This window comes from Thioclava sp. F36-7, assembly GCF_002020075.1.
Taxonomy (GTDB): domain Bacteria; phylum Pseudomonadota; class Alphaproteobacteria; order Rhodobacterales; family Rhodobacteraceae; genus Thioclava; species Thioclava sediminum.
Map to the genome: position 1 here is coordinate 238,670 of NZ_MPZR01000007.1, position 23,077 is coordinate 261,746.

General features: G+C 65.7%; 26 protein-coding genes. 12 read left to right on the plus strand and 14 right to left on the minus strand.

Going from position 1 to position 23,077, the window contains the following annotated elements; translation table 11 throughout:
• Positions 1-49: 49 nt before the first annotated feature.
• From BMI89_RS14785 to grxD, 3 genes are all read left to right on the plus strand, one after another.
• Positions 50-1,042 (plus strand): FUSC family protein, encoded by a 993-nt coding sequence (locus BMI89_RS14785; protein ID WP_168176820.1) that lies wholly within the window; start codon positions 50-52, stop codon positions 1,040-1,042.
• Positions 1,043-1,120: 78 nt separating this feature from the next.
• On the plus strand, positions 1,121-1,363 hold the full coding sequence (locus BMI89_RS14790; RefSeq protein ID WP_075775791.1) for a BolA family transcriptional regulator: 243 nt from the start codon (positions 1,121-1,123) through the stop codon (positions 1,361-1,363).
• A gap of 42 nt (positions 1,364-1,405) precedes the next feature.
• Positions 1,406-1,765 carry a Grx4 family monothiol glutaredoxin gene (gene grxD / locus BMI89_RS14795; protein ID WP_078522053.1) on the plus strand — a complete coding sequence of 120 codons (360 nt, stop codon included), beginning with the start codon at positions 1,406-1,408 and terminating at the stop codon, positions 1,763-1,765.
• Between the two features lie 105 nt (positions 1,766-1,870).
• Here grxD and BMI89_RS14800 read toward each other — a convergent pair whose 3' ends face one another.
• The 3 genes from BMI89_RS14800 to BMI89_RS14810 form a co-directional block, all read right to left on the minus strand.
• Positions 1,871-2,494: a DUF1523 family protein gene (locus tag BMI89_RS14800; protein ID WP_078571564.1), complete on the minus strand. Its 624-nt coding sequence runs from the start codon at positions 2,492-2,494 to the stop codon at positions 1,871-1,873.
• Positions 2,495-2,501: 7 nt separating this feature from the next.
• Positions 2,502-2,780, minus strand: coding sequence for a hypothetical protein (locus BMI89_RS14805; protein ID WP_134330208.1), 279 nt, complete (start codon positions 2,778-2,780; stop codon positions 2,502-2,504).
• A gap of 61 nt (positions 2,781-2,841) precedes the next feature.
• Entirely contained in the window at positions 2,842-3,150 is a 309-nt protein-coding gene (locus BMI89_RS14810) for a hypothetical protein (protein ID WP_078522055.1), read from the minus strand.
• 115 nt (positions 3,151-3,265) lie between these two features.
• On the opposite strand from BMI89_RS14810, the gene BMI89_RS14815 reads away from it, so the two are divergent.
• Entirely contained in the window at positions 3,266-4,546 is a 1,281-nt protein-coding gene (locus tag BMI89_RS14815) for an acetylornithine deacetylase/succinyl-diaminopimelate desuccinylase family protein (protein WP_078571565.1), read from the plus strand.
• A 138-nt stretch (positions 4,547-4,684) separates the two neighbouring features.
• Here the strand turns inward: BMI89_RS14815 and panC are convergent, their stop codons facing one another.
• The 3 genes from panC to BMI89_RS14830 all read right to left on the minus strand — a co-directional run bounded on the left by panC (position 4,685) and on the right by BMI89_RS14830 (position 7,474).
• The gene (gene panC, locus BMI89_RS14820; protein ID WP_078571567.1) at positions 4,685-5,524 is read right to left on the minus strand and encodes a pantoate--beta-alanine ligase; all 840 of its coding nucleotides are present in this window, start codon (positions 5,522-5,524) and stop codon (positions 4,685-4,687) included.
• Positions 5,521-6,345 carry a 3-methyl-2-oxobutanoate hydroxymethyltransferase gene (gene panB, locus BMI89_RS14825; RefSeq protein ID WP_078540330.1) on the minus strand — a complete coding sequence of 275 codons (825 nt, stop codon included), beginning with the start codon at positions 6,343-6,345 and terminating at the stop codon, positions 5,521-5,523. Before panB ends, panC begins: the two co-directional genes overlap by 4 nt.
• 196 nt (positions 6,346-6,541) lie before the next feature.
• Positions 6,542-7,474, minus strand: a complete 933-nt coding sequence (locus tag BMI89_RS14830) for a L,D-transpeptidase (RefSeq protein ID WP_348638857.1) — start codon at positions 7,472-7,474, stop codon at positions 6,542-6,544.
• A gap of 199 nt (positions 7,475-7,673) precedes the next feature.
• Between BMI89_RS14830 and BMI89_RS14835 the strand changes: the two genes are divergently transcribed.
• From BMI89_RS14835 to BMI89_RS14860, 6 genes are all read left to right on the plus strand, one after another.
• Positions 7,674-9,119, plus strand: a complete 1,446-nt coding sequence (locus BMI89_RS14835) for an aldehyde dehydrogenase family protein (RefSeq protein ID WP_078571568.1) — start codon at positions 7,674-7,676, stop codon at positions 9,117-9,119.
• Positions 9,120-9,226: 107 nt separating this feature from the next.
• Positions 9,227-9,967 carry an SDR family oxidoreductase gene (locus BMI89_RS14840; protein ID WP_078571569.1) on the plus strand — a complete coding sequence of 247 codons (741 nt, stop codon included), beginning with the start codon at positions 9,227-9,229 and terminating at the stop codon, positions 9,965-9,967.
• A 63-nt stretch (positions 9,968-10,030) separates the two neighbouring features.
• Positions 10,031-11,041 (plus strand): P1 family peptidase, encoded by a 1,011-nt coding sequence (locus tag BMI89_RS14845; protein WP_078571571.1) that lies wholly within the window; start codon positions 10,031-10,033, stop codon positions 11,039-11,041.
• A 33-nt stretch (positions 11,042-11,074) separates the two neighbouring features.
• Positions 11,075-12,553: an NAD-dependent succinate-semialdehyde dehydrogenase gene (locus tag BMI89_RS14850; protein ID WP_078571573.1), complete on the plus strand. Its 1,479-nt coding sequence runs from the start codon at positions 11,075-11,077 to the stop codon at positions 12,551-12,553.
• A 113-nt stretch (positions 12,554-12,666) separates the two neighbouring features.
• Positions 12,667-14,070, plus strand: coding sequence for a YcjX family protein (locus BMI89_RS21105; RefSeq protein WP_246832042.1), 1,404 nt, complete (start codon positions 12,667-12,669; stop codon positions 14,068-14,070).
• On the plus strand, positions 14,067-15,065 hold the full coding sequence (locus tag BMI89_RS14860) for a TIGR01620 family protein (RefSeq protein WP_246832043.1): 999 nt from the start codon (positions 14,067-14,069) through the stop codon (positions 15,063-15,065). Before BMI89_RS21105 ends, BMI89_RS14860 begins: the two co-directional genes overlap by 4 nt.
• A gap of 159 nt (positions 15,066-15,224) precedes the next feature.
• On the opposite strand, the gene BMI89_RS14865 is transcribed toward BMI89_RS14860, so the two are convergent.
• From BMI89_RS14865 to ruvC, 4 genes are all read right to left on the minus strand, one after another.
• Positions 15,225-15,632, minus strand: a complete 408-nt coding sequence (locus tag BMI89_RS14865; RefSeq protein WP_078571576.1) for a group III truncated hemoglobin — start codon at positions 15,630-15,632, stop codon at positions 15,225-15,227.
• The gene (gene ruvB / locus BMI89_RS14870) at positions 15,625-16,659 is read right to left on the minus strand and encodes a Holliday junction branch migration DNA helicase RuvB (RefSeq protein ID WP_078571656.1); all 1,035 of its coding nucleotides are present in this window, start codon (positions 16,657-16,659) and stop codon (positions 15,625-15,627) included. Before ruvB ends, BMI89_RS14865 begins: the two co-directional genes overlap by 8 nt.
• An 85-nt stretch (positions 16,660-16,744) precedes the next feature.
• Entirely contained in the window at positions 16,745-17,413 is a 669-nt protein-coding gene (ruvA, locus tag BMI89_RS14875; protein WP_078571577.1) for a Holliday junction branch migration protein RuvA, read from the minus strand.
• The gene (ruvC, locus tag BMI89_RS14880; protein WP_078571579.1) at positions 17,410-17,943 is read right to left on the minus strand and encodes a crossover junction endodeoxyribonuclease RuvC; all 534 of its coding nucleotides are present in this window, start codon (positions 17,941-17,943) and stop codon (positions 17,410-17,412) included. Before ruvC ends, ruvA begins: the two co-directional genes overlap by 4 nt.
• Positions 17,944-18,158: 215 nt before the next feature.
• Between ruvC and BMI89_RS14885 the strand changes: the two genes are divergently transcribed.
• Positions 18,159-18,344, plus strand: a complete 186-nt coding sequence (locus BMI89_RS14885) for a DUF1127 domain-containing protein (RefSeq protein WP_078522067.1) — start codon at positions 18,159-18,161, stop codon at positions 18,342-18,344.
• A 78-nt stretch (positions 18,345-18,422) separates the two neighbouring features.
• On the opposite strand, the gene BMI89_RS14890 is transcribed toward BMI89_RS14885, so the two are convergent.
• The 4 genes from BMI89_RS14890 to BMI89_RS14905 form a co-directional block, all read right to left on the minus strand.
• A complete protein-coding gene (locus BMI89_RS14890) occupies positions 18,423-18,770 on the minus strand; it encodes a hypothetical protein (protein ID WP_078571581.1) in 348 nt (115 codons plus the stop codon).
• A 91-nt stretch (positions 18,771-18,861) separates the two neighbouring features.
• Positions 18,862-19,731, minus strand: a complete 870-nt coding sequence (locus BMI89_RS14895; RefSeq protein ID WP_078571582.1) for a 50S ribosomal protein L11 methyltransferase — start codon at positions 19,729-19,731, stop codon at positions 18,862-18,864.
• Positions 19,732-19,810: 79 nt separating this feature from the next.
• Positions 19,811-20,455, minus strand: a complete 645-nt coding sequence (msrA, locus tag BMI89_RS14900) for a peptide-methionine (S)-S-oxide reductase MsrA (protein ID WP_078571584.1) — start codon at positions 20,453-20,455, stop codon at positions 19,811-19,813.
• Between the two features lie 57 nt (positions 20,456-20,512).
• Entirely contained in the window at positions 20,513-21,745 is a 1,233-nt protein-coding gene (locus tag BMI89_RS14905) for an MFS transporter (protein ID WP_078571586.1), read from the minus strand.
• Between the two features lie 123 nt (positions 21,746-21,868).
• Between BMI89_RS14905 and BMI89_RS14910 the strand changes: the two genes are divergently transcribed.
• Positions 21,869-22,933 (plus strand): YeeE/YedE family protein, encoded by a 1,065-nt coding sequence (locus BMI89_RS14910; protein ID WP_078571587.1) that lies wholly within the window; start codon positions 21,869-21,871, stop codon positions 22,931-22,933.
• The last annotated feature ends 144 nt before the right edge of the window (positions 22,934-23,077 follow it).

Below are 23,077 nucleotides of genomic sequence, written 5' to 3' on the forward strand. Positions count from 1 at the left end.
CCGCGCACAAGCTAATGTCGCGGCGATCCACCGATTTCAGGTTCCCGCTTTGACCAGTTCCACCCTCGCCTATGCCGCCCGGCTGTTCCTCGCCGCGACGCTTGCCCTGACTGCCGCCCGGCTACTGGGCCTGACCAATATCTATTGGGCGGCCATGCCCGTCTGGGTCGTGATCCAACCCCATCGCGAAGACATGGCGCTGCGCGCGGTGCTGCGGGTCGCAGGCACCTTGGTCGGTGCCGGTATCGGGATCGCGGCTCTGACATGGCTTCCGGTGCCGGGAATCGCGCTGACCGTGGCGCTGACCGCAGCCGTCGGTGTCGGCATCGCCTACCGGATCGGGACGCATTGGGCCTATGGCTTCACGTTGATGGCGATCACGATCGGCGTGGTGGTCATGCCCGCGCTGGGGATGGGGGCGGATGCTATCCCGCTCGCGCTCGACCGGGTCGCCTGCACGCTTCTGGGCGTCATCTCGGTGACGGCAGTGAACTGGCTCTTCACGCCGGCCCGTCGCGCGCCGATGCCGCCGCGCCCGAACCCGCATTTCGTGCAGCAGCTTTGGCTGCGCATGGCGGCGGTGGCGGTGCTCACCGGCGGGGCCACGCTGATCGACGCCCATTTCACCCACCCCGCAGCGACCGCTGCCGCGCTTTCGGTAATCGTCTTCTCCTCGGTGTTGGGATCCATGCCGAATCCCCGCCCCGCCGTACGCTTCCTTGTGCCCGGTGTCGCGCTTGGGGTGCTCGCCGCGGTCGCCTATCGCGGGCTCACGCATCTGTCGGGCGGCGATCAGACCGAGCTTCTGATCCTCGCCTTCGCCTTCATCGCAGGCGGTGCGCTGCTGCGCGCCCATCCCCGCACCACGCTGATGGGGATCGACATCAACATGTGCTTCCTGCTCGCCGGAGAGATCGGCGCGCAGGGCCATTCGCTGCAAGTGACCGCCGCAGGCGCCGCCGCGATGTTCATCGGCAGCGTGGTCATCGCGACGCTCATGTTTTTCCTGTCGCGATTGCACCCGCCAGCGGCCGCCGCATAGGCCCGCGCCCCCGCGCATCCCCTTGCAGCCAGCCGCCGCGCCACTTAAGTTTGCGGCAAAGGACGAGGAGCCCTATTTATGGCAATGGAAGCCCATGACATCGAAGCCCTGATCCGGGCGGAATTCCCCGATGCCAAGATCACGATCACCGATCTCGCCGGGGACGGGAATCATTGGGCGGCGGAGGTCATCGACGAGAGCTTCCGCGGCAAGAACCGCGTCCAGCAACAGCGCGCGGTCTATGCCGCGCTCAAAGGGGCGATGGACGGGCCGAACGGAGTGCTGCACGCGCTCGCTTTGACCACCAAAGCGCCCGAATGATTTCACACACGTCTCCAAGCGGGACGGAGAAAGGATTTAGCGATGAACGCGCAAGACCAAATCGCCCAGCAAATCTCTGAGAATGACGTCGTTCTCTTCATGAAGGGCACCAAGGACATGCCGCAATGCGGGTTTTCGAGCCGCGTCGCGGGCGTGCTCAACTTCATGGGCGTGACCTACAAGGACGTCAACGTGCTCGCGGATCAGGACATCCGCCAAGGCATAAAAGACTATTCGGACTGGCCGACCATCCCGCAGCTCTACGTCAAAGGCGAATTCGTCGGCGGCTGCGACATCATCACCGAGATGACCCTCTCGGGCGAGTTGGACCAGCTGTTCGAGACCAAGGGCGTGAGCTTCAACAAGGACGCCGCCGAACAGATCCGCGCCGCCAACGCCTAAGCGCAGATCCCGACTAAATCGAAAGCCCCGTCACTCTGTGGCGGGGCTTTTGCGTTTCAGCGTCGGTCCGAGTTGGGCGCGGCCCGGCGGCCCTGCACCTGCGTCTCACTTGCGCCCGATGAAGCGGTCGAACCAGCCCTTCGCGCCCTCTTCGGCATCGTCCCAGGCCTCGCTCGCATCCTCGAATAGCGGATCGATCGAGCGCTGACGGAACTGTCGCCACGTCGCACGGATCGTCAGCAAGACGATGACCAGAAGCGTCAGGATGATGATGCTGCCCCAGGGAATGATCCGCGTATCCGGCCCCGGCACGACCTTCAGCCCGACCGCATTCGGATAGATCGTCAGCCAGCGCGAGCGCCAGCCATAGCGCGTCACCGACACCCAGATCGGATCGGCCGAGGTCGAGATCAGCGACTCCGCCTGTGCCTGCAGGTCCGAACTGTCGAGCTTGAAATAAGGCGGCCAGCCCCAGCCGGTATCCTCGTTGCGGAAGACCAGCGTCTTGCCGTTGGGACGCACAGAGTTGATGAAACGCACATCTCGGCTGGTCGCACTCGCGGTGCCGACGTCAGGCGCGGCCCAGAAGATCGAGTTCTCGCCGAAATCGACGCGGCGCACCTCTGTGCCGACGATCCGCACGATGTCATGGCGCGGCAGGTTGTAATGCAGGAACACCGCGACGAAGCCGATCACGACCAGCCAGAAGCCCCATTTCACGTAACGCATCGGATTCTCACCTGTAATTCATCAGATAGATAATGAGCCCCACCACGACGATCGGCAGGACATAGACCAGCCAGATCAGCTTGCGCAGCAGGCTTTTCTCATAGTCCCGCATCCCGGCCTCGACGAAGGTATCGCGCGTGGTCTCGGCACGGCCCTCGGCGGCGGCCTCGTTCCAATCCTCTTCCAGCGCCTCGCGCCGGACCGACCGGGCATAGAGACGCACCAGCCAGAACAGGACCGTCAGCACGATCAGCCCGAAGATCGCCAGTCGAATGAAGGCCAGCATCGCGCGCCCTCCTTGCCCCTCGCTGTCGCAAGCCTAGGCCGCGGCGGCACGGTTGACCAGATCAGCCCTTCCGGCGCGCCATGCCGATCCGGATCAGCTTGATCACGATGGCCGAAGCCGCGACCGGAATCAGCGCGAGCACATAGGTCGCGGCGAACATCTGGCGCGGCACATAGCCGTTCGAGCAGCTCGCCGTGTCGGAGAAGAAATGCAGCACGAAGCCCGCACCGCAGGCGGTGCCGGTCATGTAGAAAGCGGGCACGATCATCGCGACGGGCACCAGCGCCAAGAGCTTCGCCCAGTCGTATTTCGACAGCCACCCTCCGACCGCAATGCAAAGCACGAGCGCGAAGGCCAAGAACAGGTTCATCCGTCCCTCCGTAGGAATTTGCACCGCAATAGCGCGCGGGGGCGCCAAAAGCCATGTGTTTTCAAACCTTGCGTTTTCGCTTGGCCGGCGGCAGCGCCCGGCGCTAGCCTTGGGTATGGACCTCGCCACTCGCCTGAAATCCGCCATCGACGCGCGCCGCGATGATCTGATCGCGCTGACGCAGGCACTGATACGCATTCCGACGCTGAACCCGCCGGGGCGCAATTACCGCGAAATCTGCGATTTTCTCGCCGCCTATCTCTCCGAACGCGGCTTCACGACCGAACTGATCCGCGCCCACGGCGCGCCCGGCGACAGCGAGACCTATCCGCGCTGGAACCTCGTCGCCCGCATCGAGGGCACGCGCCCCGGCGACTGCGTGCATTTCAACTCGCATCACGACGTGGTCGAGATCGGCCATGGCTGGACCCGCGACCCGTTCGGGGCCGAGATCGACGGAGACCGCATCTACGGGCGCGGCGCCTGCGATATGAAAGGCGGGCTCGCGGCCTCCCTCATCGCGGCCGAAGCCTTCCTCGACACCTGCCCCGATTTCGCGGGCAGTATCGAGATTTCCGCCACTGCCGACGAGGAATCGGGCGGCTATGGCGGTGTGGCCTATCTGGCCGAGCAGGGCCGCTTCGATCCCGCCCGCGTGCAGCATGTCATCATCCCCGAGCCGCTGCACAAGGACCAGATCTGCCTCGGTCATCGCGGCGTCTGGTGGGCCGAGGTAGAGACCCATGGCAGGATCGCGCATGGCTCGATGCCTTTCCTCGGCGACAGCGCGATCCGCCATATGAGTGCCGTTCTGAGCGAAATGGAGGAAACGCTCTACCCGCTCCTTCTGGGCAAGCAGACCGAGATGCCCGTGATCCCGGAAGGCGCGCGGGCCTCGACGCTGAACGTCAACTCGATCCATGGCGGCGCGCCGGAAGAGGGGGCCGATTACACCGGCCTGCCCACGCCCTGCGTCGCCGATCGCTGCCGCATCGTGATCGACCGCCGCTTTCTGATCGAGGAAGACCTCGCCGAGGTGAAGGCCGAAATCACCGACCTGATGGAGCGCGTGAAAGCCCAGCGTCCGAGCTTCCGCTATGAAATCCGCGACCTGTTCGAGGTACAGCCCACGATGACCGACAAGGGCGCGCCGATCGTGCGTTCCACCGCCGCGGCGATCGAGGCGGTGCTGGGCCGCGAGGCTGCTTACGTCGTCTCTCCCGGCACCTATGATCAGAAGCATATCGACCGGATCGGGCGGCTGCAGAACTGCATCGCCTACGGGCCGGGCCTTCTGGAGCTCGCCCATCAGCCCGACGAATGGGTCGGCATCGAGGATATGGCCGACAGCGCGAAGGTCATGGCGCTGGTTCTGGCAGAACTGCTGGGTCCCTAGGGGCGCTGCCCCTCGACGCGTGCCGCGCCTCACCCCGGGATATTTCAACCAAGGCGAAGCAGGATCATTTCCGTCTTCGGGCTTGCCCTAGTATCCCGGGGGGCGACGCAGTCGCGGGGGCAGCGCCCCCTCGAGAGATCAGACGGCGATATTGTCGATCAGGCGCACATCGCCCAGCCAGATCGCAGCCAGCATCCGCGCCGGTTGCGACAGATCCGTCGCAGGTTTCAGCCCGTCGACCGTGCGCAGTTCGAGATAATCGAGCGCCCCGAAGCCCGCGTCTTTCAGCTCGGCTTTCGCATCGTTGAGCGCGCCCTCGACCGGCACGCCGTCGCGGATCTTCGCGGCCGCTTCCTGCATCACCGTATGCAGGCGCGGCGCCAATTCGCGCTCCTCAGCCGTCAGCCGCACATTGCGCGAGGACATCGCGAGCCCGTCCTCCTCGCGGATGGTCGGGCAGCCGATGATGCGGATCGGCATGTTGAGATCGCGGGTGAGCTGCTGGACCACCTGCAATTGCTGCCAGTCCTTCTCGCCGAAGAACGCGCGCCCCGCCTGCGTCATGCCGAAGAGCTTCGAGCAGACCGTCGCCACGCCATCGAAATGGCCGGGCCGGAACGCGCCCTCCAGCGGCTCGGTGATGCCCGCGACGGACACGGTGGTGGCGAACCCGTCGGGATAGACCTCGTCCACGCCCGGCGCGAAGAGCACGTCGACCCCTTCGGCTTCCAGAAGCGCCAGATCCTGCGCCTCGTCGCGCGGGTATTTGTCGAGGTCCGAGGCGTTGTTGAACTGCATCGGGTTCACGAAGACCGTCACGATCACGCGGTCCGATTGCTTGCGCGCGGCGCGGGCGAGGCTGAGGTGGCCGTCATGCAGCGCGCCCATCGTCGGCACCACGCCGACCAGCATCCCCGAGCGTTTCCACGCCGACACCTTGTCGCGCAGTTCAGCGGCCTTGCGGATCACCTGCGTCATTTCTTCACCTCATCGGCGAAGCTGTGCTCGGCTGCCGGGAAGCTGCGGTCGCGCACCTCGGCTGCGTAATCGGCGACGGCGGCTTCGGCTTCCTGACCGAGCTGGCCGAAGCGCTTGACGAATTTCGGTTTGAAATCGGTGAAGAGGCCCAGCATGTCGTCGACCACCAGCACCTGCCCGTCGCAGCCCGCGCCCGCGCCGATGCCGACGGTGGGGATAGCGACCATCGCTGTGATCTCGTCGGCCAGCCCCTGCGGCACTTTCTCCAGCACCACCGAGAACGCACCCGCCTCGGCCACCGCTTTCGCATCCTTGACCAGACGCGCCCGGCTGTCGCCGCGGCCCTGCACCTTGTAGCCGCCCAGCGTGTTCACCGATTGCGGGGTCAGCCCGATATGGGCCTGCACCGGGATACCGCGCGCGGTCAGAAACGCGATGGTCTCGGCCATATGCGCCCCACCTTCGAGCTTCACCGCCCCCGCGCCGGTCTCGGCCATCAAGCGCGAGGCATTGCGGAACGCCTGCGCCGGGCTTTCCTCATAGGACCCGAACGGCATGTCGATCACCATCAGCGCATTCGAGAGGCCGCGTGCGACCGCTTGGCCGTGGAGGATCATCATCTCCATCGTCACGCCCAGCGTCGAGGGCAGCCCGTGGAGCACCATGCCCACCGAGTCGCCGACCAGCACGAGATCGCAATGGCTGTCGACCAGTTTCGCAATCGGCGTAGTATAGGCGGTCAGGCAAACGATCGGCGCGCCGCCCTTCATCGCGAGAATATCTGCGGGCATTTTCTGCCGCGTGGTTCCGGTGACGCTCATGGCATCCTCCTGATCTGCTTGCGCGCGAGTCCTAGCGTCACCCGGCCCGCAAGGAAAGACGTGAACGCGCAAACGCTGCGGCATCGGGGCGCGTATCGCGTCATTTGGCGCGGTTCTGGAGGCGTCGCGGCCCAAGAAAAACGGCGCGAGGTTGCCCCCCGCGCCGTAAATATTTTTTCCGAAAAGATCGGCTCGATCAGTTGGTCGTATCGACGCAGGTCCCGGTCCCGGAATAGCCACAATCGACAGTGGAGCCGGCATTCTCGCCCGAGCCGCCGACTTCCTGGGCCATCGCGACCGAAGCCTGATGCTGCTCTTCTTCGACCTTCTGCTGATCGGGGATCTGGCCGGCTTTCCACGCGGCCTCGTCCTCGTTGATCGCCACCTGATTATAGGCGGAAACCACATAGCCCGAATGCAGCTGCACGACCGGACCTTCCATCTCGAGGCTTTCGGCGCGGCTGCGCACCTTCACCGGCGTGCCCTTCGGCACTTTCGAGAACAGGTCGATGATGTCCTGATTGAACAGACGGATACAGCCAGCCGAGGTCGCACGCCCGATCGAGGACGGATCCATCGTGCCGTGGATGCGGTAATAGGTATCCCGGTTACCCTGGTAGAGATAGAGCGCACGCGCGCCCAGCGGATTGTCCAGACCACCCGGCAGACCGTCTTTCAGCGGCCCGTAGAGGTCGGGATCTTCCTGGATCATGTTCTGCGTCGGCGTCCAGCTCGGATATTCCTGCTTGCGCTTGATCGTGGCATCCCCCGAGAAGGTCTTGCCATCGCGACCGACTGCGACGCCGTAGCGCTCTGCCTTGCCCGGCGCGGTGATGTAGTAGAGGAAGCGCGCATAGGGATCGACGACGATCGTCCCGACAGCCTCGGGCCCGTGATAGGGCACGACCTGGCGGCGGTTGCGCTCCACCAGATATTTCGGACTGATCGCCGGGATGGTTTTCCCGTCATCTTCGCGCGCCTGATATTCGGCGGGCACGGCCTTCGTCGACTGGGTCGGTTGCGCATAGCGCTGTTCCGGCGCACTCGCGCAGGCAGCCAAGATGCCAGCCAGCCCGAAGAGCATGGCCGGGCGGATTGCGCGTTTGAGCGTCGAATAACTCGCGGTCACTTGCAATTTTCCTGTCTCTTTTTCCGGTGGGCCTTCGGCCCGGTTCCGTCATTCAAGGGGCTAGATAGGGGAAAGTTCCCTCCACTCACACTCACATGAATGTGATCTGGTCGCGTCCGGCAGATTCCTGCCCTCTTGATTTTCCGCGCGCGCGCGCCGAGCGTGCTGCGAAATCGCGTGACAAAAGGAGGTGCCGCGCATGAGTTTGCCGCTTTGGTTCGATCCCGAGGAGATGTTGATCGGAGGCGTCTGGCGCAAGCCCGATGCGCGCCTTTCCGTGGAATGCCCCTCGGATGGGCGCGAGATGGCGCAGATCGCCCGGGGCGGCAAGCCGGAGATCGACGCAGCGGTCGAGGCCGCACAGGCGGCGCTTGCAGGCGAATGGGGAAAGCTAAGCGCGGCAGAGCGCGGGCGGCTCCTGCTGAAGATGTCCGGGCTCGTGCTGGCCCATGCCGAGGATCTGGCCGTGATCGAGGCGCTCGATGTCGGCAAACCGTTGACGCAGGCACGCGCCGATGTGGCGGCACTGGCGCGTTATCTGGAATACTATGGCGGGGCCGCCGACAAGGTGATGGGCGAGACGATCCCCTATCTCAACGGCTACACCGCCTACACGCTGCGCGAGCCGCATGGCGTGACCGCGCATATCGTGCCGTGGAACTACCCGATGCAGATCATAGGGCGCTCGGTCGCAGCCGCCTTGGCGATGGGCAATGCGGCGGTCGTGAAACCTGCCGAGGAAGCCTCGCTCACCGCGCTGGCCTTCGGGCGGATCGCGCAAGAAGCGGGGATGCCAGCCGGGGCGCTCAATATCGTTCCGGGTCTGGGAGAGGAAGCCGGGGCCGCGCTCTCGGCCCATCTCGGCATCCAGCATATCTCCTTCACCGGATCGGTCGCGGTTGGCCAACGCATTCAGGCAGCCGCCGCAGCGAATGCCGTGCCGGTCACGCTGGAGCTTGGCGGCAAATCCCCGCAGCTGGTCTTCGCCGATGCCGATCTCGACCGTGCGCTGCCCTTCCTCGTGAACGCAGGCATCCAGAACGCCGGGCAGACCTGCTCGGCCTCCTCGCGCATCCTCGTGCAGCGCTCGCGCTATGACGAGGTGCTGGAGAAAATGGCCGCGCGCTATCGTGGCCTGACGGCGGGGCCCGCGCTTGGCGATCACGACCTCGGCCCGCTGATCTCGGGGCGGCAGAAAGGGATCGTCGAGGGCTATCTGGCGCTTGCCTCCGACCTCACTATCGCAGCCCAAGGGCGGATCGCAGAGAACGTCCCCGCAGGCGGTCATTACGTCGCGCCGACCCTGATCGGCGGTGGTCATAGCGCGCATCGGCTCGCGCAGGAGGAAATCTTCGGCCCGGCGCAGATCGTCATTCCCTTCGAGGACGAGGAAGAGGCCGTCGCCATCGCGAACGGCACGGAATACGGGCTCGTCGCCTCGGTCTGGTCGGAGAATGGCGGGCGGACGATGCGGCTCGCACGGAGGCTCCGTGCGGGACAGGTCTTCCTGAACAATTACGGCGCAGGCGGAGGCGTGGAGCTTCCCTTCGGCGGCATCGGCAAATCCGGGCACGGGCGCGAGAAAGGGTTCGAGGCGCTCTACGGCTTCTCCACCCTGAAAACCGTCGCCGCCTGGCATGGCTGATCTCGGGCTTGCTAAAACATCCCGGGGGACGGTCGGAGACCGGGGGGCAGAGCCCCCTTGCACCCGATGTGTCCTGCGACAACAGTAGGCCCCGAGGAGGAGCACCGATGAGACTGGAAGGCAAAAGCGCGATCGTCACCGGCGCGGGCTCGGGCTTCGGCGCGGGGATCGCGCGCCGCTTCGCCGCCGAGGGTGCGCGGGTTCTGGTCGCGGATCTCAACGCCGAGGCCGCGCAGGCCATCGCCGACGAGATCGGCGGCGTGGCCTGCACCGTGGATGTCAGCCGCGATGCGGATGTCGCCGCACTGGCGCAGGCGGCGCGCGAGGCGTTCGGGCAGATCGACATTCTGGTGAACAACGCAGGGACCACCCATCTGCCGAAGCCGATGGAGGAGGTGACCGAGGAGGAGTTCGACCGCGTCCTCACCGTGAATGCGAAATCGGTCTACCTGACTGCACGCCACATCGTGCCGGGGATGAAAGCGCGCGGCGCGGGCGCGATCCTGAACGTAGCCTCGACCGCAGGCGTCAGCCCGCGGCCGAACCTGAGCTGGTACAATGCCTCGAAGGGCTGGATGATCACCGCGACCCGCGCGATGGCGGTGGAGCTTGCGCCCTCCGGGGTCCGCGTCAACGCGATCAACCCGGTCGCCGGAGAGACCCCGCTTCTGAAAAGCTTCATGGGCGAGGACACGCCGGAGATCCGCGCGAAGTTTCTCTCGACCATCCCGCTGGGGCGGTTCTCGACGCCCGAGGACATGGCGAACGCGGCGCTGTTTCTGTGCTCCGACGAGGCGAGCATGATCACCGGCGTCGCGATGGAGGTCGATGGCGGGCGCTGTATCTGAGCGCAGAGCATTGAGTTGGGGGCGTTGCCCCCACACCCCCAGGATATTTGGACCAAGAGGAAGATGAAGGCAGGGCCGAACAATCTGATCACCGATATCGCCGGGCTGCGCGTGGGCAATACCGAAGATGCGGGCCTGCGCTCGGGCGTGAGCGTTCTGGTCGGCGAACGCCCCTTCACGGCGGCGGTGCAGGTGATGGGCGGCGCGCCCGGCACGCGGGAGACCGATCTTCTGGCGCCCGATAAGCTGGTGCAGGAGGTCGATGCGCTGGTGCTCTCGGGCGGCTCGGCCTTCGGGCTTGGCGCCTGCGACGGCGTGATGGCGGGGCTGCGCGCGCAAGGGCGCGGTTTCGCGGTGGGCGATCAGCGCGTGCCAATCGTGCCCGGCGCGATCCTGTTCGATCTGCTCAATGGCGGCGACAAGAGTTGGACCGAGACGCCCTATCCCGGGCTTGGGCGCGCGGCGCTCGAGGCGGCCACGGAGCGTTTCGAGATCGGCAGCGCCGGGGCGGGCTTCGGGGCGATGACCGGGACTTTCAAAGGCGGGCTTGGCTCGGCTTCGGCTGTATTAGAGAGCGGCTTCACGGTCGGCGCGCTGGTGGCGGTGAACGCGCTTGGCTCGGTGACCGTCGGCGAGGGCCCGCATTTCTCGGCCGCACCGTGGGAGATCGACGGCGAGTTCGGCGGGCTGGGTCCCGCGCCAAACCATGATCCCAGCGCCGAGCCCGAACCGATGAAACGCCAGGGCGAGGCCACGACCATCGCCATCGTCGCGACCGATGCCGCGCTCACCCAAGCGCAGGCGCAGCGCATGGCCACGGCCGCCCATGACGGCATGGCGCGGGCCATCTTGCCCTCCCATACACCGATGGACGGCGATTTGATCTTCGCCGCCGCGACCGGCGAGAAGCCGTTGCACGATCCGGTCCGCGACCCGTTTCAGCTTGGCCATGCGGCGTCTTGCGTGCTTGCCCGCGCCATCGCCCGCGCCATCTATGAAGCCAAAGAACACCCCGGCGATCTGCAGCCCTGCTGGCGCAGCCGTTACGGAACATCAAAAAGCCCGGCGCATTGACCGGACGACCCATCCAGCCCTTCGGAGGACATCATGCTCGACGACAAGACCGACCTCAAATCCATCCTCAAGGATCCCTCGCTTCTGGCGACCAAGGCCTTCGTCGCGGGCGAATGGGTCGACGCCGATGACGGCACCACCTTTGACGTGACCAACCCCGCGCGGGGCGACGTGATCTGCACCGTACCCGATCTGGGCCGCGCCGAGACCGCCCGCGCCATCGCTGCCGCTGACGAGGCGATGAAGGACTGGGCCGCGCGCACCGGCAAGGAACGCGCGCAGATCATGCGCAAATGGTACGACCTGATGATGGAGAACCAGGACGATCTCGGCGCGATCCTGACCGCCGAGATGGGCAAGCCGCTGGCCGAGGCGAAGGGCGAGATCGCCTATGGCGCAGGCTTCATCGAGTGGTTCGGCGAAGAGGCCAAGCGGGTCTATGGCGAGACGATCCCGGGCCATCAGCGCGACAAGCGGATCACAGTAATCAAGCAGCCGATCGGGGTCGCAGCCTCGATCACGCCGTGGAACTTCCCCAACGCGATGATCGCGCGCAAGGCGGGCCCGGCGCTCGCGGTGGGCTGCGGTTTCGTCTGCCGCCCGGCCTCCGAGACGCCCCTCTCGGCGCTGGCGATGGCGGTGCTGGGCGAACGCGCGGGCCTGCCCAAAGGCATCCTCTCGGTCATCACCTCCGCGAAAGCCTCCGATATCGGCAAGGAGTTCTGCGAGAACCACACCGTGCGCAAGCTGACCTTCACCGGCTCGACCGAGGTGGGCCGTATCCTGCTGCGTCAGGCGGCGGATCAGGTGATGAAATGCTCGATGGAACTGGGCGGCAACGCGCCCTTCATCGTGTTCGACGACGCCGATCTCGACGCCGCGGTCGAAGGCGCGATGGCGTCGAAATTCCGCAATAACGGTCAGACCTGCGTCTGCGCCAACCGCATCTACGTCCAGTCCGGGGTCTATCACGCCTTTGCCGAGAAGCTGGCCAAGGCCGTCAACGCCCTCAAGGTGGGCGACGGCCTCAAGGAAGGCGTCGAGGCTGGCCCGCTGATCAACGAGGACGCGGTCAAGAAGGTGCAGGAGCATATTCAGGACGTGCTCGATCATGGCGGCTCGATCGTCACCGGAGGCGAGCGGCACGAGATGGGCGGCACCTTCTTCCAGCCGACCGTGCTGACCGGGGTCACGCAGGAGGCCAAGGTCTCGCATGAGGAGACCTTCGGCCCCGTCGCCCCGCTCTTCAAGTTCGAGACCGAGCAGGAGGCGATCGCCAAGGCCAATGACACAATCTTCGGCCTTGCGAGCTATTTCTACGCCCGCGACGTGGGCCGCATCACCCGCGTTCAGGAAGGTCTGGAATACGGGATCGTCGGCGTGAACACCGGCCTGATCTCAACCGAGGTCGCGCCCTTCGGCGGCGTAAAGCAATCGGGTCTGGGCCGCGAAGGGTCGCATCACGGCGTCGAGGATTATCTCGAGATGAAATATATCTGTCTCGCGGTCTGAGACCGAGCCGAGGCGAAAGGACAGTTCAGAGGGCGGGCCGCGTGTCCGCCCTCTCTTTCATTAATACTCACCGCTGCTTATCTTGTCCGTGAATGAGAATGAGGGGCCGGGCTTTGGGCATTTCCGACATTGCGGACGGGATCACGCGCGGGATCGAGGGCATGGGCCATTCGGTCTCGGAGGCGCTGTTCGAACCGGTGATCCGGCTCGGCGTGACGGGTCTGTCGCGCGCGGGCAAGACCGTGTTCATCACCTCGCTAGTCGCGAACCTGCTGGATCGCGGGCGGATGCCTGCGCTGGGATCGGCGTCGGATATCACCGCCGCCTATCTGCAGCCGCAGCCCGACGACACCGTGCCGCGCTTCGACTTTGAGAGCCACCTTGCCGCGCTGACCGGCCCTTCGCCGCATTGGCCCGAGGGCACGCGCGCCGTCTCGGAGCTGCGGCTGTCCTTCCGCATCCAGCCGCGCGGGATGCTGGGCGCGGTGCGGGGTCCGCGCGTCGTGCATCTCGATATCGTGGATTACCCCGGCGAGTGGCTGCTCGACCTCGGGCTTATGGACAAAAGCTATGCCGAGTGGTCGGCAGAGGCGCTGGCGCGTCTGCCGAACCGTCCGCAAGGCGCGGAATATCTGACGCAATCCGAGGCGGCGGACGGCACCGCGGAATTCACCGAGCCGCAAGCCAAGGCGCTGGCGGCGGGCTTCACCCGATACCTCACCGAGGCGCGCGATGCGGGGTTCTCTGACTGCACGCCGGGGCGCTTCCTGCTGCCCGGCGAGATGGCCGGATCGCCCGCCCTGACCTTCGCGCCGCTGCCCGCGGGCGACGCCCCGCGCGGCTCGCTTCGGCGCGAGATGGAGCGCCGCTACGACGCCTACAAACGCGAGGTCGTGCGCCCCTTCTTCCGCGATCATTTCGCCAAGATCGACCGACAGGTGGTGCTGGTCGACGTATTGGGCGCGATCCATTCGGGGCCCGCCGCGCTCGACGATCTGCGTCAGGCGATGGCCGATATTCTGGCGGCCTTCCGTCCGGGCCGCGCAAGCTGGCTGACCTCGCTGATCGGCGGCAAGCGGGTCGAGAAAATCCTCTTCGCCGCGACCAAGGCGGATCACCTGCACCATACGCAACACGCCCGCCTGACCGCGATCACCGGCGCACTGCTGCGCGAGGCCAAGGACCGTGCCGATTTCGCGGGCGCGAAGACTCTCGCGCTGTCGATCGCGGCGCTGCGCAGCACCACGGAAGAAACCCTCTCGCATGACGGGGCGGAATTGCAGGCCGTGCGCGGGCGGCTGGAGAACGGCAAGTCGGTCGCGCTCTATCCCGGCGAATTGCCCGCCGACCCGGCGCAGCTTCTCTCGCCCGCGGCGCAAGGGGCGTCCGCGTGGCTCGACGAGGATTATTCGATCATGAACTTCGCCCCGGCCCCGGTGATCTTGCGTCCTGGCGAAGGCCCGCCGCATATCCGGCTCGACCGCGCGGCCGATTTCCTGATCGGGGACAAGCTATGAAAAAACCGGTGATGATCGAGATCGAGGACGCGCCCTCGCCCGCCGAGGCCGCGCCGATCGAGGATATGCCGAGCGCGACCGAGGAACGGCTGGAGGGCCGCGCCATGCAGATCGCGACCCGGCTGGGGGCACGGCGCACCTCGCCCATCGTGCGCTTCTTCTGGCGCGCGAGCGTGGCGCTGGTGGGCTTCCTGATCTCTGTCGCGCTCTGGCGCTTCATCGACGGGCTGTTCGCCACCCATCCGATCCTCGGCTGGATCGGCACCGCGCTGGTCGCGGCCTTCGCGCTTGGCGCGCTGCTGATCACCGGGCGCGAGATCGCGGCCTTCTCGCGGCTGGCGCGGCTCGACAAGGTCCATAAGGAAGTCTCGGAAGCGCTGAGCGAAGATGATCTGAGCCGCGCGCGGAAGGTCACGGCGCATGTCTCGGGCCTCTATGCCGCGCGGCCCGAGATGGACTGGGCGCGCAAGCGGCTGGCCGAGCAAACGGGCGAGGTACTCGACACCGGCACGCTGATGGGGCTGGCCGAAGCCGAGCTGATGGGACCGCTCGACGCGGCCGCGCGGCTGGAGATCGAGGCCGCCGCGCGCACCGTCGCCACGGTGACCGCCGTCGTACCGCTGGCACTCGCAGACGTCTTCACCGCGCTGACCGCGAACCTGCGAATGATCCGGCGCATCGCAGAAATCTATGGGGGGCGCTCCGGCACGCTCGGCTCGATCCGGCTGGCGCGGACGGTGATGACCCATCTCGTCGCGACCGGCGCGGTGGCGGCGGGCGACGATCTAATCGAGACCGTCACCGGCGGCCATCTGGTGTCGAAACTCTCGCGCCGCTTCGGCGAAGGTGTCATCAACGGAGCACTGACCGCCCGCGTCGGCATCGCCGCGCTGGAGGTCTGCCGTCCGATGCCCTTCCGCAAGTTGCAAAAGCCCCGCGTGACGAACCTGATCGGACGGTCGCTGACCGGCGTGTTCGGGAAGAAAGAGGACTGAGCCTCTTCCTCTTGGCAGAAGTATCCCGGGGGGTGAGGCGGAGCTAGCGGCCTTCCAGTGGAAGGACGCCCCGCCGAACGCCCGAAGCGCAAGCGAAGGGCCGTCAGAGCGGGGGCAGCGCCCCCTCCACCTCTAGTTTTGCGCGCCTACGCGCGCGGGTCATTTCAGCTTCGGAATACCGCCCGCAAAGGTCTCGCGTTCGACCACGCCCTGCCGCAGGCTCATGCCGATGCGATGGGCGAGCGCCGACCAACCCGCCGCCTGTTCGGGCGACAGTTCCTCGATCAGCACCTTGTCGAATTCCGCGAGCCAGGTTGAAAACATTCCCGGGCGCACATTGCCTGCCGCGCGGTGGACCTGCATGGGCGAGCCATCATAGCCCGGTTTGCGCAGGATCGCGTTCTTCCAGAACCGCGCGACCTTGTCCTCATGGGTGGGCCAGTCGGTGACATGCACCGCAAAGACCGGACCGAGCATCGCGTGGCTGCGCACGCGCTCGTAGAAGCGCGCCACGACGCGGTCGATCTCCGCCTCGGTGATCTCGAAACGTGCCAAGGGGTCAGCCATCGCCAAAGAGGTCCGTCTGCGGGGTGGCGGGTTTCGGTGCCTCGAGCCCCAGATGCCGCCACGCCCGCGCGCCCAGCATCCGCCCGCGCGGGGTGCGGCTGATCAGGCCCTGTTGCAGCAGGTAGGGTTCGATGACTTCCTCGATCGCGTCGCGGCTTTCCGAGAGCGCGGCCGAGAGCGTCTCCACCCCCACCGGGCCACCGCCGTAATGATCGGCCATCAGCATCATGTAGCGCCGGTCCGCACCGTCGAGCCCGAGATTGTCGACACCGAGCCGCGTCAACGCGCGGTCCGCGATCTCGCGGGTCAGCCGCCCGTCGCCTTCGACCAGCGCGAAATCGATGACCCGGCGCAGCAGGCGACCTGCGATGCGCGGGGTGCCCCGGGCGCGCTTGGCGATCTCGCGGGTGCCCGCGGGGTCGGACGGGATACCCAGAAGCCGCGACCCGCGCGTCACGATCAGGTCCAGCTCGTCCTCGGTGTAGAACTGCAGCCGCGTCGGGATGCCGAAGCGGTCGCGCAGCGGCGTCGTCAGCAGTCCGAGCCGCGTCGTGGCGCCGACCAGCGTGAAGGGCTGCAACTCGATCCGCACAGTGCGCGCGGCAGGGCCCTCGCCGATCACCAGATCGAGCTCGAAATCTTCCATCGCGGGGTAGAGCACTTCCTCCACCGCCGGGTTCATCCGGTGGATTTCGTCGATGAAGAGCACGTCGCGCGCTTCGAGATTGGTCAGGATCGCGGCGAGGTCGCCCGCCTTGGCCAGAACCGGCCCCGAGGTCATCTTGAAATTCACACCGAGCTCGCGCGCCATGATCTGCGCGAGCGTCGTCTTGCCCAGACCGGGCGGGCCGTGGAACAGCGTGTGATCCATCGCCTGGCTGCGCATCTTGGCGCTTTCGATGAAGACGCGCAGATTGGCGCGGGCTTCGGCCTGACCGGTGAATTCCTCCAGCGCCTGCGGGCGCAGGGCGCGGTCGGCGTCTTCGGGCAGGCGGTCGGGCCGCAGGGTGGGATCGGGTTCGCTCATCGTCATTTACTGTCGCGCCTTTGGCGGAGGGGAGCAAGCGGGGCTCTGCCCCGCACCCCGGGATATTTTCACCAAGAGGAAAAGGTCAATCCTTTGGGGCCAGGAGCCTTAGCGCCGCGCGGATCAGCTTCGCCGTGTCGGTGACCTCCGGGTCGTCATTGGCCTGCGCGACGGCACCGGCCGCGTCGGACGGCGCATAACCGAGATTTGTGAGCGCGGAGATCGCCTCGGCCGTGAAGTTCACCTTGGGCGTGGCGGCCGGGGCGGATTTCTTTGCCGGCTTCTTGGCGGGCGCGTCCTCGATCACCTCGGGGGTGGCATCAACGGTGAACTCCGCCCCCATCGCCATGACGGTCGGCGCTTTCTCCTTCAGCTCCAGCACCACGCGCTGCGCAAGTTTCGGGCCGACGCCGGGGGCGGATTTCACCGCCGACCAGTCGCCCAGCGCGATCGCGCGGCCCAGACCGTCCGCGCCGAGCGTGCCGAGGATCGCGAGCGAGGCTTTCGCGCCGATCCCCTGCACCGAGGTCAGCAGCCGGTGCCATTCCTTCTCCAACAGCGTCGGGAAGCCGAAAAGCTGCAGCAGATCCTCGCGCACCAACAGATCGGTATAGAGCGCGCAGGCCTCGCCCACGGGCGGCAGCGATTGCGCGGTGCGCTGGCTGACATGGACGACATAGCCCACGCCGCGCACGTCGATCATGACATGGTCGAGCGCGCGGTGAATGATGACGCCTGCGATGCGACCGATCATGCGCGCCTCCGTTGCGTCGTGCCCAAGGCATCACGGGAAAGCTGCGCCGCGTTCATCCGAGCCGCCGATTGCAGATGGAAAGCGTGGCAGATCGCAATGGCGAGCGCATCGGCCGCATCGGCCCCTTCGAACTGCACGCCGGGCAGTTGATGGCGCACCATATGCTGCACCTGCGTCTTGTCGGCATGGCCGACGCCGACGACGGTTTTCTTGATCGCGTTGGGGGCGTATTCGCCGACCTCGAGCCCGGCCTGCGCAGGCGCCAGAAGCGCAATGCCGCGCGCCTGCCCCAGTTTCAGCGTCGCCACCGCGTCCTTGTTGACGAAGGTCTGCTCTACCGCGGCCGCTTCGGGGGCGTGGGTCGCGATGACCGCGCTCAGCCCTTCGTGCAGCACCAGCAGGCGCTTTGCCAAATCCTTACCTTCGGAGTGGAGAATCCCGTTCGCGACGTGTCTGAGTCGCGATCCGTCCATCTCGATCACGCCCCATCCGAGATTGCGTAACCCCGGATCGATCCCGATCACCCGCATTTGCCCTGCCTCGTTCTCGTGTTGTTTCGCAAGAACTAGCACGAAAAGGGAACATCGACCAGAGCGGATACAAAAACCGGCTTCATATCACATGCGATTCCTGCATGGCGGGGCTGCCAAAACTGAGATTGTTTTCGCACCCTGCCAGTCTTATCTGCGCTTCAGAAGATGTAATGCCCGAAACTTGAGCAGTTTGTGAACGAAGGATCCTCCCCATGGCTTCGATGGATATCAACACCCGCATGAGCCGCAGCGCCCGACCGAGCGTCTTTACCTCGCTGATCGCAGCCCTGCACGACTGGAACGACGCACGCGTCACCCGCAAGGCTCTGATGAAGCTCAGCGACCGCGCGCTGGACGATATCGGCCTGACCCGGCTCGACGTGGCGCGCCTGCGCTAACGCGACCGACAGGTCATGCGAAAAGGGCTGCCCCGGCAACGGCGCAGCCCTTTCTTTATGGCGTAATGGCTTCGGTGCTCAGCCGATATACGGCGCGAGCAGCCCGGCGATCTTACGGGTGATCGGGTCGGCATGCATGATCCAGGCCCCCACCCGTTCGAATTGCGAGCCGCTGGCGAGGCTTGCGACGCGCGCCTCGTAGCTCTCCTGGCCCACCTGCGCGAGCATCGCGCCCTTCACCAGCAGAATACCGGCAAAGATCAGCGCCACCCCGCGCAGCGGAATACTGCGGCGCGATTTCGGGCGCATGGAATCGAAATAGCTGCGCCCCAATGCACCGGACGCCTCGAATGCACCGCCTGCTTGATGGATCTGGTCGATCCGATGCAGGCGCTTTTCAAAAGACTCTATTTGTGGATCGCGCATGGCAAACCCCGTTAACTGCGATGCCCCAAAGGCAATTTCTCAGGTCAGGGTAAAGCAATCCTTACCGCAATCGGAGCGGATTTGTGGCGGATTAAGCGCGCTGCATGGCCAATGTCGTCCATTCGCCGAATTCCTTACGCGAATGGGAAACAAAGCCCTGCGCCTGATAGGCGGCGACGACTTCATCGGCCTGTTCGTTGAGGATCCCGCTGAGGATCACGAAGCCCGATTCGGCGCAGTTGCGGCCCATTTCGGGGGCGAGCGCGACGAGCGGGCCTTTGAGGATATTGGCGAAGATCAGATCGAAGGGGGCGGCCTCTTTCAGGCGCGGATCGCCGAAGCCTGCCGCCTCGATGCAGATCACGCGGCCCTCAAGATCGTTCACCGCGACATTCGCCGCCGCCGTCTCCACCGCGACCGGATCGATATCGGAGGCCAGCACCGGCTCGGGCCAGAGCTTCGCCGCCGCCATCGCCAGAACGGCGGTGCCGCAGCCGATATCGGCGACGTTGTGGAAGGTGTGACCCTCCTTCGCCAGATCGTCGAGCGCGGTCAGGCAGCCCGAGGTGGTCCCGTGGTGGCCCGTCCCGAAGGCCATCGCCGCATCGATCCGCAGGGCGATCGTATCGGCGGGAATTTTGTCCTCGTCATGGCTGCCATAGAGGAAGAAGCGGCCCGCGCGCACCGGGGCCAGCTCGCGCCGCACATGGGCGACCCAATCGGTTTCCGGGATTTCCGAGACAACGAAGGGCTGCGCCCCGTGCGAGATCGCCAGCAGGTCCAGCGCCACATCGTCGGGGGCCTCGAGGAAATAGCCCGAAACCTCGTAGCGGCCCGACCCGTCCTCGATCTCGAACACGCCGGTGCCATAGGGGCCGGGATCGAGCTCTTCGAGACGTTCGGACAGCGCCTCGGCGGCCTCGCGATCGGCCAGCGTGGTAAAGGCGGTGAAGGTGGTCATGGGCGCGCTCCTCGGGATGGTTGCGCCCGGGCTTAGGGCCGCGGGCGCGAGCCGTCAAGCGGCCCGCACACGCATCAGATCACGCGTTCAGCCCGATCGGGCAGGTCACACCGGTGCCGCCGATGCCGCAATAGCCGCCGGGGTTCTTCTCCAGATATTGCTGGTGATAATCCTCGGCATAGTAGAAGGGCGGCGCGCCGATGATCTCGGTGGTGATCGTGCCATAGCCCGCCGCCTGCAGGCGCTCGGCATAGGCGTCGCGCGAGGCTTCGGCGGCCTCTTTCTGCGCATCCGTGTAGGTGTAGATGCCCGAACGATACTGCGTGCCGCGGTCATTGCCCTGACGCATCCCTTGGGTCGGGTCGTGGCCCTCCCAGAAGACGCGCAGCAGGTCTTCGTAGCTGACCTTGGCGGGGTCGTAGATGACGCGGACGACCTCGTTATGGCCGGTCATGCCGGTGCAGACTTCGCGATAGGTCGGGTTGGGCGTGGGGCCGCCCGCATAGCCGACCATGGTCAGCCAGACGCCGTCGGTGTTCCAGAACATGCGCTCGACGCCCCAGAAGCAGCCCATGCCGAACATCGCCTCTTCCATGCCCTCGGGCACGGGCGAGCGCAGGTCACGGCCCCAGAGGAAATGCGGCTCTGCCAGAGGCATCGCTTCGGCGCGGCCCGGCAGGGCTTCGGCCTTGGTGGGAATTGTGGCGGGTTTTCCGAACAGCATGGTAAATCTCCCTTTCGCGCCCCTCTCAGATAGGCGCGGAGCGACGGAATTTCCAGTTCACGCCGGCACCGGGCCAAGACCCTGCAGCACCGTCTCGTAGCCTTTGGAGGGGTGACGCGGCACCAGCAGCGCAAGCCCCAGCGAGATCACCGCCATCGAGGCTGCAAGCCCGAAGACTGCGCCGGGCGAGACCATCCAGAGGTAGCCCAGCGTCACCGGCAGGAACACAGCCGCGATATGGTTGATCGTGAAGGCGACGGCGGCGGTGGGCGCGATATCCTCGGGGTCGCAGATTTTCTGGAAATAGGTTTTCTGCGCGAAGGCCAGCGCAAACAGCAGATGATCGACCACATAAAGCGCGCAGGCCAGCCAGATGCCCCAGCCGAACCAGTAGATGCCGCCATAGGCGAGAAACAGCAGCGTCAGCCCGACATATTCGAAGATCAGCGCCCGGCGCTCACCGAAGCGATGCACGAAGCGGCCCATTGCAGGCGCGGCGGCCATGTTGACCGCGAAGTTGATCAGGAAGAGCGCGGTGATCTCATCCACGCGCAGCCCGAAGCGTTCGACCATCATGAAGGCGGCGAAGACCACGAAAATCTGCCGCCGCGCGCCCGCCATGAAGGTGATCGCGTAATAGAGCCAGTAGCGGCGACGCAGCACGAACTTCTTCGATTGCGGCTCGCGGGTGTGGAACTGCGGATAGATCAGCGCGGCGGCCGCCATCATCACCATCGTCGCGATCCCGGCGGTGGCGTAGACGAATTCATAGCTGAGGTTGAACGTCTTCCAGGTCAGCACCAGCACCGCATAGGCCGCGAGCGAGGCCCCCGAGCCGATAGCCACGATCCGGCCCAAGGTCTGCGGCGCCTTGGCCTTGTCGATCCACTGCAATTGCAACGACTGGTTCACCGTCTGGAAATAGTGAAACCCGATCGAGGACAGGAGCGTCACGATGATCAGCCCGGCGAAGCTGGGAAACAGCGCAGTCACTGCCGTCGCCCCGCCCAGAAGCAGCAACGACAGGATGGCCAGCGTCTGCTCGCGCATCACCCAGAGCACGACGATTACCCCGATCGCGAGGAATCCCGGCACTTCGCGAAAGCTCTGCAGCCAGCCGATATCGACGCCGTCGAAATTCACCACGTCGATGACGAAGTTATTCAGGAGCGCCGACCAGGTGGCGAAGGAGATCGGCATGGCGGTTGCCATGACGTAAAGCAGCGCCTCGGGCCTGCGCCAGCGCGGCAGCTCGTGGGCCTCGTCGAGAGGGACGGATCGGAACTTCATCATGCCTTCCTTAGACGCGACCGCACACCCCGCGACAAGCCTGCAAAAGGTGCGACCTGACTCAGATCAATGTGCGTTTCTGCGGTTTCTGGCAGAACCCGTGCGCGAACGGGAGATCGTATCATGGACATCATCGCACTCATCGAGCGGATCGGCGAAGGCCCCACGGCGGCGCTTTTCGGGGTGATCACCGGGCTCATCTTCGGCGTGGCCGCGCAGAAATCCAACTTCTGCCTGCGGGCCGCCACGGTGGAATTCGCGCGCGGCAAGCTGGGCGGCAAGGTCGCGGTGTGGTTCCTGACCTTCTCGACCGCGCTCGTCTGGGTGCAGGGCGCGCAACTGCTCGGCCTGTTTCGGCAGGCCGACAGCCGGATGATGTCGGTGCCGGGCTCGTGGTCGGGCGCGATCATCGGCGGGCTTCTCTTCGGGGTCGGTATGGTGCTGTCGCGCGGCTGTTCGGGACGGCTTCTCGTGCTGGCAGCGACGGGCAACCTGCGCTCGGTCGTCTCGGGGCTGATCTTCGCGGTGACCGCCACGATGAGCCTCAAGGGCATCCTCGCACCGCTGCGTGACCGGCTCGCCAGCCTCTGGATCACCGGCGCGCAGAACGTGAATATCCTCGACGCGCTGCACCTGCCCAACTGGACCGGACTGGCCGTCGGCATCGTCTTCGCCATCGCGGGCATGTATCTGGCCAAGCGCAACGAGATCGGCGTGAAGACGTGGATTTTCGCCTCCGGTGTCGGCTTCGCCGTCGCGGTGGGCTGGGTGCTGACCTTCACGCTGAGCCAGGTCGCTTTCGATCCGGTGCCGGTCAACTCCGTCACCTTCTCGGGCCCTTCGGCCAATACGCTGATGTTCTTCCTCGACCGCAACTCGGTGCTGGAATTCGACGTGGGCCTCGTGCCGGGCGTGGTTCTGGGCGCTTTCCTGAGCTCGCTCTTCTCGCGCCAGTTCGCCTGGCAGGGCTTCGACTCGATGCCGGTGATGCGGCGCTCGATGATCGGGGCGATCTTCATGGGCTTCGGCGCGATGCTGGCCGGCGGCTGCGCCATCGGCAACGGCGTGACGGGCACCTCCGTTCTGGCAGGCACCGCATGGCTGGCCCTGTTCTGCATGTGGATCGGCGCGATGGTGACCGACTTCCTGCTCGACCAACGCACGATGACGCCCGCCACCGCTTGCTGAACGGGCCTTCGTCGCGCGCCTAGGCCAGTTCCTGCCGGTTCGCTGAAACCTGCGCGAATCCTTACCTAACGTCACCCATTAGAAAGCGTTACGAATTCAGCATAAGGCGCCTTCGGAATGCGGGTGATCGCGACCTCTTGGCTC